The following is a 13,008-nucleotide window of genomic DNA, read 5'->3' as shown; positions in this document are numbered from 1 at the left end:
GGCCGCCCCACGGTCTAGACGCGGAGCTGCTCTCGCGCCGCGCCCGTGCCTATGAGCAACTGAGTGATTGGAATGCCGCCGCCGCGGACTGGCAGCGCGCCGCCAGTCAGGATCCCGAGGCGGCAAAACTGCTGACCGACTTCGCCGAGCGCCTGCTCAAAGTAGCCCCTGCACTCCGTGACGGGGACCGGGCGGGGGCCGAGCGCCGGCAGCTCGCCACCAGCGTGCGCGGTCGCGCTCAAAAACTTCTCGAAGCGACGCTCGACGCCGATCCCGGCGACGATCCAGCCACAGCCGCGCTGGCGGCGCTGCTGCTCGACAAGAGCGATCCGGATCTGCACTGGACCGCGCTTCGACCCGCGGAACTGAAAACCGCAAGCGGCGCGGCCCTGCGCCTCGGCGACGACGATTCGATCGCGGTCGAACCGGGAACCGACACCGTCACGCTGCCCGACGCCGGTCATTCCCTAGGCGCGGTCCGCATCGAGACGTCGCCCGATGCGAACGGCGTCCCCTTCAAGGAGTACCAGATCGTCTCGACGCGTCTGCCCGCCGAAGGCTTTTTCGGACAGTATGTGCGGATCGACTTGCCCGGCGACAGCAAACAATTCCCCAGGAAGAGAGAGACCGGCGACTTCAAGATCCTTTCCCTGGCCGAGGTGCAGGTTTTTGACGGAGAGAAGAACCTTGCGCGGTCTGGGCGTGCCAGCCAGTCGACAACGGGATACGGCGGCGCCCCCGAACGCGCCGTCGACGGCAATACGAGTGGCGATTGGTCGGCGGGTTCAGTCACGCACACGGAGGAAGGCAAGGATCTCCATCCCTGCTGGGAACTCGACCTTGGCATGAAACATGGCTTCGACCGGATCGTTGTCTGGAACCGAACTGATGGCGACGGCGACCTCGGCACACGATTGAACCATTTCCGCGTCCGGATCCTGGACGCTTCGCGGAACGTCGTTTTCGAGCAGGTGATCGACCGGGCGCCGGATCCCTGGCTGGAAATCACGCGCCGCGCGCGATTGGTGAGAATCGAAGGCGGCGCGGCCGAGGGCACTGGTCAGTGGCAATTGCGTCTCGACACTGCCGGCGGGCTTTCTCCTTGGAAGCGGCTTCGCCTCTGGGTGACCGACGACCAGCCGGTGCTCCCTCCGAGCCAGCTAGAAGCCAGCGACGTAACGTGGACCATGCCGCTGGCGATTCCAGATTCCGCCAAAGCCGTTCGTGTTGAAACGGCGGCGGATGAATACCGGATGCAGGCTTTGGGCGCGCCGCTCTCGGAATCCGGCGCGCCACTCGGGCGTTATGTGCGCATCGACCTGCCCGGCGGCAACAAGCAGTTTCCGCGAGGGCTGTACGACGGCGAGCGGAAAATGCTCAATCTGGCCGAGTTACAGGTGTTTCAGGGCGAGCGGAACATCGCCGCCGGAAAAAAAGCGCGGCAATCCAGCACCTCCGGCGACGCCGTTGCCGGGCGCGCGGTGGATGGCAACACCGATTCCAGCGCTGCCGCCAATTCCTCCGCCGACACCGACGCCGCGAAAGACGGCAGCAACCCGTGGTGGGAAGTCGATCTGGGCGGCCAGCAAGCGATCGACCGCGTCGGGGTTTGGAACCGAGTCCAAAATCCTCGCCGCATGAATCATTTCAGGGTCCGGATCCTGGATGACTCTCGCCACATCGTGTTCGAGCAAGTGATCGACAAGGCGCCGAATCCGTCGAAGGAGATTCTCTGCCAGAGCTTGCTCGTGCCGTTTCTGGCCGAAGAGCCGCGCCCCGCTGAAACGTCTGCCGCCGCGGCGGAAACGTCTGTAGGGAACGCACTCCGTGGCGTTCCGCGAGCAACGAAGCGACGTCAACTTGCAACTCCCGGAACGCCACAGAGGACGTTCCCTACAGTCGAGCGGCCGGCGGAGAATGCCGGCAAGCCAAAGTGGTCTCTGCGTTTGGGTGCGGCCACGGGCGTCGTGCCCGGCGTCCGCTTCCGCGTCTCGACGGCCGACCAGGTCGATGCTGTCGAGCGGTCGGATACGATCGCCGAAGCACGCGCAATTGCCCGCCCCGCCGGGCGACTGGCCGCCGCTTTTGCCATCGCGGGAGACGAGGCCACAGCCGCGCTCTGGCTTGGCAGGTCTCTGGACGGCGCCGACTCGAACGTGGCCAGGGCATCGCTGGTTGAGTCGTTACAGGGCTTCCCGAAGTTGTTGGCCTCGGCGCTCGCGTCGCGGCCCGACGATGCGCCTTTGCAACTGGCCCTGGCCCGCGCCCATGCGCGGCAAGGGGGCGAAGAGTTGGACCGCGGCCATCCGGCGGAGGCGCTCGCCCGATTGGGGCAGGCCCGGCGAGAGTTCGACGAGTTTCTGGCGTCGCATCCCGGTCCTCGCTGGCTCGTGCTCCAACCGCGCGAGATGCAATCGGCGGGCGGCGCGACGCTGACGGGCCTCGACGACGGTTCCATTCTGGCCGACGGCGCGAATCCCGACCGCGACGTCTATACGCTTTTTGCCAAAACCGATCTGGAGCGGATCACCGCCCTTCGGCTGGAGGCGCTGCCGGATGTTTCCTTGCCTTATAGCGGTCCAGGCAGGTTTCCCGACAACGGCAATTTTCATCTGAACGAATTGCGGCTTTCCTCCGGCGGGAGGTCCGCCGCGCTCACCGACATCGTCGTCGACTATGACGAGTCGGGGCAGGTTCGCAGCGTCATCGATGGCAGCGTCGATTTCGCGCGGGGCTGGAGCAATTACCCTAAAGCGGGCCAGGCGAACACCGCCGTGATCGCGGCGCGGCTGCGGCGCGCCGCGGACAATGACCTGAAGATCGAGATGTATTTCTCCACGGCGGACGTGGCGAAACATGGTCTGGGCCGCTTCCGCCTGTCGGTCACGGACGACGCCGACCCTCTCGGCCAGCAGCGCTTGCGCATGGGGTTCAGACCGCGCGATCTGGCCGAGCTGGATCTGGCCATCGGCAAGGCCCACGCCCAGCAGGGGCATGTGGACGAAGCCGCCGCGGCCTTTGCGCGATCGCTTGATCGGATCGAGGAAGACGACGCGAGGAAGGACTACTCCGGGCGCAATGCGGACAATCGGGGCGACGCGGCGAAACAATTCATCGCACAGTTTCAGGACGATCAGGCGGTGTTGGCGGCCCTTGCCCGCAAGCGGCCCCACGATTTGCGCCTGCAAATCGCCCTGGCCGAAAACCTCGCCGAGAGCGGCAAGCAAGCGCTGGCCGAGGGGCGCGAGGAGGAATCGCTCGCGATCGTGGCCCAGGCCGGCGATGTTTTTACGCGACTCGTCGCCGAGCACCCCGAACCACAATGGACCGTGCCGCGGCCCATCGAGATGAAATCGGAAGGGGGCGCGGACTTGACACTCCAACAGGACGGCTCCGTGCTGGCCAGCGGAACGGATCCCGACCACGATTCCTACACTCTGATCCTGGGCGACCTCCCGGCAACGGTCACGGCGTTTCGCCTGGAGACACTCTCGGACGCAAGCCTGCCCCACGGCGGACCCGGCCGCGCGCCGGACGGCACGTTCGTCTTGAGTCGCATCTCGCTTCTCGACGGCCGAAACAGCCTGCCGTGGGCCGCGGCGCTGGCCGACTTCTCGCAGCCGGGGTTCGGCGTCTCCTACGCCATCCTGCCTCACTCTCAAACACACCTTTCCGGATGGGCGAATGGGGGTGCTCCCATGAGGACTCCGACCGCGCTGTTCGCTCTCCGCGAACCGTGGACGCGGCAGCCGGGGTCCACCGCGGCCGTTCGTTTGGATTTTCACTACGAGCTTGCGAACCGCACGCTCGGCCGCTTCCGCTTGTCGGTGACGGACGATGCCAACGTCCTGGAGTCGGCCCGGTTTCAGCGGGAGTTCAAAGCCAGCGGCCTGGCCGATCTGGCGCTTTCGCTGGCGGCCGCCCACGCTCGGCAAGGCCGCCTGGACGAGGCCGCCGCCGCCTTCGTCCAGGCGTTCGATCTGGCCGGCGACCGCGAGGGCCGGGCGAAGGTTCTTAACGAGGCGTCTGCCTACGAAGGCGCGCTTGACAAGATGGCCGACTCACCCGGCTTATACACCGATCCACACAAACCCGAAGCGCAAGCGAGGAGCGGCGATGAACTTGCCTCGCTTGCGCTTCGGGTTGGTGTTCGCGCGGCCTTCGCGGATGCCCTGGCCCGGCATTTCCACGTGCGCGGCGATCTTGCCAAAGCGCGGGCCGCGGCCGACAAAGCCCGGGCTTTCTATGAGCGGCAGTTACAGGCGCAACCGGCAAATTCGCGCCTCGCCAAAGATCTCGCGGACCTGTTGCTGGACGTCAACCCGGTCGAGTGGACCATCCTGCGGCCGACCGACATGAAGTCCCAGGGAGGGGCGACGCTCACGCTCCAGCCGGATGGTTCCATCCTGGCCGGCGGCGTCAATCCCGACCGGGACGTTTACACTCTCGTCGCCAAGACCGATCTCGACCGTATTACCGCCATGCGGTTGGAGGCGCTCCCCGACGCTTCCTTGCCCAACAACGGCCCAGGGCGCTGCCCCGGAAATGGTAATTTCCATCTTCACGGGCTGCGTGTTTTTTCCGGCGGCGCTCCGGTCGCTTTGACGAACATCGTCGTCCGCTATGACGAGTTCCATGAGGCTGGAAGAATGATCGAGCGGATCAATTCGGGAACTTGGGGGAATGCTCGCATGGCCGGCCAGACGAACACCGCCGTCATTGCCACGCGCCTCGAACGTGCTCCGGATGACGATTTGAAGGTCGAACTCTATTTCTCGGCACGGCAACACGGATTGGGCCGCTTCCGGCTGTCGCTGTCGGGCGATCCGTCCGCTTTCGACCTGGAAGAGCCTCGCCTCGCGGCGTTAAAGGTCACCGATCCCTGGGTCCGACTGGGCGCGTGTTACCGCGCTCTCGGCGAACTTGACAAGGCATTGGCCGCGATGGCGCGGGCCATCGAAATGGCGGCCGACGACACGGCCAAAGCGGCGGCAGCCCGCGAGGCCGCGGCCTTTGACGACGTTTTCCCTCAACTGCTCGAGCGCTTTGCCGACACTAACCCGAAGCGCGAGCGAGGAGACGACAAGCCGCTGCGTCTCGGGCAGGCGAAATACCTCGCCTCGAAGCACATCGAACAGAACGAATTCCAGGCGGCCGTCGACCGGCTCTCCGGCGCGCTGGAGAACGTCCCCGACGATATTGAGCTGCTGAACACGCGGGCCGCCGCGCAAGTGAAGCTCGGCCAGTGGCCGGCGGCCGAAGCCGATTACACGCGCCTGATCGAGTTGGATCCGGACGACGGCCGGCGGCGCGAGGCCCAGCGTGCCCGCGCCGAGATCCAGATCCGCCTGGGCCATTTCGACCAAGGCGCCGAGACGTTGCTCGACGAAATGTTCCTCTCGCCGAATGATTTCTGGCGCATCCGCGACGCCGCCGCCGCGCAATTGCTGGGCGGCAACCCCCTGGCGGCCAGAAGCGCCGCCGACCGCCTCTGGCGGCAAGCTCCCGCCGCCTCTGGGCCCGCGGTGGCCGAATGGCTGGTCCGAATTCTCGCTGCCCAGCCCGGAATGATCACCGGCGCGAACCGCCAGCGGCTGCTCGATGCCGCCAAAAGAGTCGAGGCCCGCTGGTCAGAGGCGATGACCGCCGCCGTCCATTACCGCCTCGGCGACCTGAACGAGGCCGAGGCGCTGGTGACGAAGTCGGCGGACGATCGGCAGTTGCAGGCCCTGGCCGCCATGCTGCTCTACGATCAAGGGAAGGTCGAAGAAGCTCGCAAAGTTCTCGGGCAGGTCACGCGCTGGCTTGAGGAGCGGCGTGCCCAGGATCCCGGCAGCCCCATTCCTGTCCAGCAGGTATGGCAGTCGTGGGCGGTGACAACCGCCGTATGGCGTGAGGCTGCCCGGAAGCTGATCGGACCGCGCATCGCGGAACTTGACGCCTCTCTCAACAAGGTGAAGATCGAAATCGTCCGGGCCGAATATGGAGTCGCGGGCACGAGGCAAGACGTGACCGAAGCGCTGCGGAAGCAGCTCGCCAACGCGCAGTTGGTTTCCTCCCCATCGGCGGCCTTCCTCAGCCTTCGCTTGCCGAGCTACAACGCGGTCTTTGGCGAGCCGAAGCCGTACACCGTTAAGCAACTCAAAGTCGAATGCCGCCTGAATGGCGCCCGCGGCGTAGCCACGTTCTCAGAGGACTCCCTGATTGCTTTCCCGGTGCCGGACGCCTCGCTGAAGTACGAGCCGGCCGACGCCAAGCTGCTCGTCGAACGGGCCCACCTGCTGGCCGACGCCGGACTTTACGACGAGGCACTGAACGACTTGGAAAGGCTCGCTTCGCTGCGGGTCGATTCGCCCGACGCGGACGCCGTTCGCGGCCGCGTACTGGCCGCACTGAATCGTACCGACGAGGCCCTGAAACTTCTCAACCAGGCCGTCGAGGCCGGTGTCCAGGACGCTGGCGTCTATGCCGCCCGCGGAAAGATTCTATTCGATCGGGGGCAAACCAGCCAGGCCCGGGCCGACCTTGAAAGATCGCTGGAGCTGGCGCCAACCGCGTCCGCCGCGCGTTCGCTGGCTCGCGTGCTGGTCGACGAGGCCAGCAAAGGCACCTGGACGGTCCTGAAACCGCTCGAGATGAAATCGGAAGGAGGGGCGACGCTGACGATCGAGCCGGACGGTTCCGTTCTGGCCGGCGGCATCAACCCGGACCGCGATGTGTATACCATCACCGCGAAGACCGACCTCGAGCACATCGCCGCCATCCGCCTGGAGGCCCTCGCCGATGCTTCATTGCCGCGCCACGGCCCCGGACGGTTCCCAGACAACGGCAACTTTCATTTGAATAAGATGCGCGTTTTTTCCGCTGGCGCGGCAGTGAAACTGACGGATATCATCGTCGGCTACAACGAGAATCAGCGGGTCCGCGGCGTCACCGACGGCAACTTCGATGCCATAGGTGGTTGGAGCAATCACCCCAAAGCGGGCCAAAACAACACCGCCCTCATGGCGACGCGGATCGATCGCGCCGCGGACGACGAGTTGAAAATCGAAATGTACTTCTCCAGGTCCGGGTTCACCGGGCACAATCTGGGCCGCTTCCGGCTCTCGGTCAGTCCTGATGCAAATGCGTTCGCACGCCAAGATTTGTTTCTCGCGGCCCTGCTGGCGAGCGAGCGCGGTGCGGTCGCTGTTGCCCAATTGCGGACGGCGCACGCGGAGCTCGCCCCAGTGTTTGCCGCCGCGGGCCAGTGGCAAGCCGGGGCCGAGGCGCAGCGCTCGGCCATCACGCTCCGTCCGGACGATACGTTCGCGTGGCTGCGGGCGGCGCCGTATCTCGTATTGTCGGGCGACGAGGCCGGCTACCGGGAGTTCTGCCGCGACATGACGCGGCAATTCCGCGGCAACGACGACGCCGTCGTGGCCGACCGGGTCTGCAAGGCTTGCTTGCTGCGGCCGGGCATGGTCGACCTGGCAGAGGTGCCCGTCGAACGCCTGCGGCAGGTGGCGGCGGACTCGCCGCCGGGCGGCAATGGGGCGTTTTTCCGGGCCTGTTGCGCGCTGGTTTCTTATCGTGCGGGCAACTTCCAACAGGCCATTACTTGGGCGGAGCAAGTCGACGAGCAGAACGCGCAGGCTCGCGTGCTGGCTTTGGTAGTCCGCTCCATGGCGGAACAGCAACTAGGCCAGGCAGAACAGGCGCGGCAAACGCTGGCCCAGGCCAGCGCCTTGATCCCAACCGAGCTCGCCACGCTGGGCAGCGACGCGCATCGCGGCCCATTGCCCGTCGCCGTGGAGACGATTTCACACGACTGGCTGATACCCGAAATCCTCCGTCGCGAGGCGAACGTGCTGATCGGAACCCCGCCCGGCTCAACCTCAGGTGCCCACGGGCGCTGGAAGAAGCCTACCAAAGGACTGAGGAACAAGAACTGGAGCGGTCATCGAGCCGGAAGCGACTGCGTGCTTTCCCGTCGCAAGCCTCTCCCCGCAGTTGCGCATCTTCGGTGCTGATTTCGGGTCTGAGGTCATTTCCGGTCAAAGCCCTTAAAGTGAACCGGGATGGCGCCAAATTTGGGTTTGCCGTCGCCACGCGGCGAGCACAGAATGAAGGATAAAGTGATGAAAACAAGCTCTCGGGGGCAGGCTTCGAAGAAAGGGAACAAGTGACGGAAGAGAATTTTCGGAAAGTGCTGCTGGCGATGATACGTCGCAGACCGTTCAAGCCTTTCACGGTCGAACTCAATACCGGCGTGCGCATTGAGATCGACCACGCAGAGGCAACCGTCATCAGGGAAGGCGTGGCCATCTTTATCGGTCCGGGATTCATGCCCGTCTATTTCGATCACCACAGCGTGACCCAGTTTATCGACTCTCCCGCGCATGCCGTAAACTGACCGGCTTCGGAGGGCAACGGCAAGGATCAACTTCGGATGGTGCGGTTCACGGGTTCGCTTTTGCAATATCCGGCCCGCGCCGCGCTCCTCTGGTATGCCGGCCTGATCGCCGGCGGCGCGCTGCTGTTGAGCTTGCCCCAGGCCGTGGTCGGCGACGCCCGGCCACTCAGTACCGTCGACGCCGTTTTTACCGCCACCAGCGCCTGCTGCGTCACCGGTCTCACCGTCCGTTCCACCGGCAACGAGCTGTCGCGCTTCGGTCAGGCCGTCGTGCTGGCTTTGATTCAGGTGGGCGGCATCGGCATCATGACCCTGACCACGTTTGTCGTGCTGCGCCTGGGAGGCCGCGAGAGCCTGCGGCACCGCGTTCTGCTCACGCAAACACTGGGCAGCGCCGAACGCGACCTGCGGATCATGATCTGGAAGATCCTCCGCTTGGTGTTCGTGTGCGAGGGCGTCGGCTTTGTGCTCTTGGCGTTGCCTGGGCTGGGCGGCGATGATTACGGCGCGTTCGGGAACCGCTTGTGGGAAGCGTGCTTCCATTCCGTCTCGGCTTTTTGCAACGCCGGCTTCGCCCTCGACGACGGCAGTCTGGCGCAATATCGGGCCGACCCGCTGGTCAACGGCACGGTGATCGGCCTGATCGTGCTGGGCGGCATCGGCTTTCCGGTGATTCGCGACCTGGGCGCGGCGTTTCGCTCGCGACGGCTGCGCGGCTGGGAAGCCTTGACCATGCACAGCAAGATGATGATCATCGGCACGAGCGGTTTGTTGTTCGGCGGGGCCGCCGTGATTCTGATGCTGGAATGGAACAACATCTTGACCGACATGCCGCTGGGAGAAAAGCTGCTGGTGGCCTGCTTTCAATCGACCACCACTCGCACCGCCGGCTTTGAGACCGTGCCCATGGCGGCCTTGACCAATGCCACGCTGTTTTTCTTGATGCTGCTGATGGTGGTCGGCGGTGGCCCCTGCTCCACCGCGGGCGGCTTCAAAGTCAGCACGCTGATGGTGCTGGTGTGCCATGCCTGGTCGAAATTTCGCGGCAGTCAGCGGGTGAACTTCTTTCGCCGCTCGGTCGCCCCCGGCAGCGTCGATACGGCGATGGCCGCCATGCTCCTGTTCTGCACAGTGGCGGCGGCGGCCCTGGTGGCGTTCTTGGTGATGGAACAGGCGGATGCCCCGCACCACGCCGGGCAGCACGTGTTTCTCGACGCCGCCTTCGAGGTCTGCTCGGCCCTGGGCACCGTCGGCCTGAGCACCGGCATCACGCCCGCGTTAGGTCCGGCCGCCAAGTCGGTGCTCATCATGCTGATGTTTTTGGGCCGGCTGGGGCCGATCTCGGCGTTCGCGGCATTGGCGCGCAGCGACCGCCGCGACCGGGTAGAATATCCCAAGGAAGAGGTTTTGATAGGTTGACATGAAGAACGGCAAGCGGTTCATCGTGCTGGGACTCGGATCGTTTGGCACGGCCTTGGCGACGCGGTTGGCGAAAAACGGCTGCCGGGTGACGGGCGTCGACACCTGCGAGGCGCGCGTCGAGGCCCTCAAGGATGTGCTGCACGAAGCCGTGGTGGGCGACGTCACCGACCGCGGCACGCTGGAAGAGTTGCTCGTCTCGCAGGCCAACGCGGTCTTCATCAGCCTCGGCGAGAAGATCGAAATGTCGTTGCTGGCCGCGCTGCACGCGCGCGAGGCGGGGGCCAAACGGGTGCTGGTCAAGGGCGTGACCGACGAGCACGGCCGCATCCTCAAGCATCTGGGCGTGGAGCGGGTCGTGTTCCCCGAAGCGGAAATGGCCGAGCAGCTTGCCGACGCCATAACCTGGCCCAATGTGCTCGACGCCTTAGTGATCGATGCCGACCACAGCCTGGTGGAAATCGCCGTGCCCACGGCCTTCGCGGGCCAATCGCTCCGCCAAGTCGACTTGCGACGCCGGTTCGGCTGCCTGGTGCTGGGCGTGAAAGACCATCTGACGGGCAACCTCACCTTGAACCCCGACGGCGAATACAAGCTGACCGACGACCAGATTCTGCTCGTGATCGGCCGCAAGACCGACCTCAATCGTCTGGGCGATATTCGCTAGCGACGTCATCCCGCATCCTCTGGTAGGCATTGGCCACGGCGGCTTCCAGGTCGGCCAGCGAGCAGGGCTTGACCAGATAGTCGAAGGCGCCGCGACTGCGGGCCAGGGCGATGGCCGCTTCGTCGCTGTGGCCGCTGAGCAGGATCACCTGCATGCCCGGCTGCCGCTCGCGCAGACGGACCATCAGGTCCATGCCGTCCATCCCGGCCAGCGAACGATCGACGATCGCCACGTGGAAATCGTTGCCGCCGACGGCGTCGAGCGCCGCTGGCACGCTTGTGGCGCTGGCCACCGAGAGTCCGCGGCGCTGGAAACGACGCACGAGAATCTCCAGGAATTCCTCGTCGTCGTCGACCAACAGCAACGAGCACGGTTGCTCCATTATGCTTAGGCACACTCGGCAAAATAGGGAGATTCGTTCTGTCGCCGCGCCGGGGCGCCGTCGTGGCCGTTCAACCGGCGCGACACCTCTTCGCGATGGATCGGCACGCTGGCCGGCGCTTGGCACCCTAGTTTGACGGTATTGCCGCTGACTTCCAAGATCGTCACCACGATATTCGCCCCGATCATCACCTTCTCGCCCACTTTGCGATTGAGAACAAGCACAGTCACATTCCTTTGTTGTTTGTTTTGGGTCGACAGCAGTCAAGCGCGTGCGACTCCGCGCGAAAAAACGGAACGACGCTTACTCCGGAACCTGCCGGAGGGCCGTGGCACGTGGCGGGGCCAAGCTCGCAAATCAAGTTGGCGTGGCGGCGGGAGCCGACAAAACCCCATCTGGCTGCAAACGCACTGCGGGGCATGATCGGCCTGTCAGCAGCGCACCCTGCAAGAGTACGCACTACTTGCTCAACATAAAGGTCGTGCTGGGCGCTGTCAATAGCGGGAGGCGTCGGGGTTCGGGGTTCGGGGTTCAGGGTTCAGGGTTCAGGTCTTGGGCCTTGGGAATTCCGATTCCATTCATAGCGCCATGCGCCAGTCCCTCATCCCTCATCCCTCATCCCTCATCCCTCATCCTGAGTAAAGCTTCGCCGAACCCGTTCCCATTTTCACACTAACCCGAAGCGCAAGCGAGGTTTTGCCACCTTTTCACGTTCCTCGCTGGCGCTTCGGGTTGGTGTACGGGGCCCGCGTACCGGGTTCGGCGAAGCTTTACCATCCTGAACCCTGAACCCTTTTCCGCGGTCCCGCTTGCGCTTATGATAACTGGGTCTGGGCCGCTCGCGACGGACGTTCCGGAGGAACCAAGCTCGCAAGCCCGTAAACCACGCGGCTGGCGGGCTTTTTTGCTATTACGCTCATGCCTTGGAACAAGATTTATCAGCTCTACCAGGAACTGCAGCGGTACGTCGGCTGGACCGAAGACGACGCGCGGCGCGTGGCGGCCGTCGCCGGTCTGGTCGAGCCGCACGTCGTCGGCCTGATCGACGACTTTTATGAAGAGATCGACCGCCATCCGGAAGCCCGCAAAGTCATCACCGGCGGCGCCGAGCAGGTCGCCCGGCTGAAGCAGACGCTGCACGCCTGGTTGCGCGACCTGGTGGCCGGCCGTTACGACAAAGACTACGTCTCGCGGCGCTGGCGCGTGGGCCTGCGGCATGTCGAAATCGGCCTGTCGCAGGTCTACACCAACGCCGCGCTGTCGCGGCTGCGGCGAGGTCTGGTAGACATCTTGGACCAGACTTGGACCGGCGAGATGACCGACTTGCTGGCCGCCCGCCGCTCGCTGAACATGCTCTTGGATCTCGACCTGGCGATCATCGAAGACGCCTATCAGACCGAGTTCAGCCAGCGGCAGCAGCGGAGCGACCGGCTGGCGGCCATCGGGCAGGTGGCCGGCGGTGTGGCCCACGAGCTGCGCAACCCTTTGAACGTGGTCAAGACGTCGATCTATTATCTCTTGAACACGCGCGCCCCCGCGCCTGAAAAGGTGAAGCAGCACTTGGAACGGATCGACCGCCAAATCGGCCTCGCCGACCGCGTGATCAGCGCGCTGTCCGACTTCGCTCGGCTGCCTGTGCCCGAGCTACAGCCGGTTCTGCTGCGAGATTGCATCCAAGAAGTGCTGGAGCTGAACCCGCTGCCCGAAGAGATTACCGTGACCGTCGATCTGCCGGCTTCGTTGCCGCGAGTGCTGGGCGATTCACGGCAGTTGCAAATCGTATTCAGCAACTTGATACGCAATGCCCGCGACGCCATGCTGCCTCAGGGCGGCTCGCTGACGATCTCCGCGCAACCGCTCGAGGGCGAGGTGGCCGCGACCGTGGCCGACAGCGGTGCGGGCATCGCGAAGGAGAACCTGGAGCGGATCATGGAGCCGCTCTATTCGACCAAGGCACGCGGCATCGGCCTGGGGCTGGCCATCACGCGATCGATTATTGACAAGCACGGCGGCAAGCTGAACGTGACCAGCGAACTCGGCGTCGGCAGCCGCTTTACCGTGCGTTTGCCCGCCGCCGGATAGGGATTTTGGATTTTCGATTTTGGATTTTGGATTGGCTCCGCAAGTAGGGTGGGACCAGCGAGC

Annotated in this window: 7 protein-coding genes; 5 read left to right on the top strand and 2 right to left on the bottom strand. The window is 64.8% G+C overall.

Features of this window, described 5'->3' with window-relative positions; all coding sequences use genetic code 11:
- From VNH11_32995 to VNH11_32980, 4 genes are all read left to right on the top strand, one after another.
- A partial coding sequence (locus tag VNH11_32995; GenBank protein HVA51206.1) for a hypothetical protein occupies positions 1–8,012 on the top strand: 8,012 nt, incomplete at its 5' end.
- A 152-nt stretch (positions 8,013–8,164) separates the two neighbouring features.
- Entirely contained in the window at positions 8,165–8,395 is a 231-nt protein-coding gene (locus VNH11_32990) for a hypothetical protein (GenBank protein HVA51205.1), read from the top strand.
- A 36-nt stretch (positions 8,396–8,431) separates the two neighbouring features.
- Positions 8,432–9,814: a potassium transporter TrkG gene (locus VNH11_32985; protein HVA51204.1), complete on the top strand. Its 1,383-nt coding sequence runs from the start codon at positions 8,432–8,434 to the stop codon at positions 9,812–9,814.
- A 1-nt stretch (position 9,815) separates the two neighbouring features.
- Positions 9,816–10,481 carry a TrkA family potassium uptake protein gene (locus tag VNH11_32980; protein ID HVA51203.1) on the top strand — a complete coding sequence of 222 codons (666 nt, stop codon included), beginning with the start codon at positions 9,816–9,818 and terminating at the stop codon, positions 10,479–10,481.
- Here VNH11_32980 and VNH11_32975 read toward each other — a convergent pair.
- Together VNH11_32975 and csrA are read right to left on the bottom strand one after the other, a co-directional pair.
- Positions 10,456–10,863: a response regulator gene (locus VNH11_32975; GenBank protein HVA51202.1), complete on the bottom strand. Its 408-nt coding sequence runs from the start codon at positions 10,861–10,863 to the stop codon at positions 10,456–10,458. The two genes, VNH11_32980 and VNH11_32975, sit on opposite strands and share 26 nt — an antisense overlap.
- 5 nt (positions 10,864–10,868) lie before the next feature.
- Positions 10,869–11,087, bottom strand: a complete 219-nt coding sequence (gene csrA, locus VNH11_32970; protein ID HVA51201.1) for a carbon storage regulator CsrA — start codon at positions 11,085–11,087, stop codon at positions 10,869–10,871.
- Positions 11,088–11,781: 694 nt separating this feature from the next.
- Between csrA and VNH11_32965 the strand changes: the two genes are divergently transcribed.
- Entirely contained in the window at positions 11,782–12,945 is a 1,164-nt protein-coding gene (locus VNH11_32965; GenBank protein HVA51200.1) for a protoglobin domain-containing protein, read from the top strand.
- Positions 12,946–13,008: the final 63 nt, after the last annotated feature.

The organism is Pirellulales bacterium (assembly GCA_035533075.1).
Taxonomy (GTDB): Bacteria; Planctomycetota; Planctomycetia; order Pirellulales; family JAICIG01; genus DASSFG01.
The sequence above is the reverse complement of the archived record's forward strand: the minus strand, read 5'-3'. Positions and strand labels throughout refer to the sequence as shown.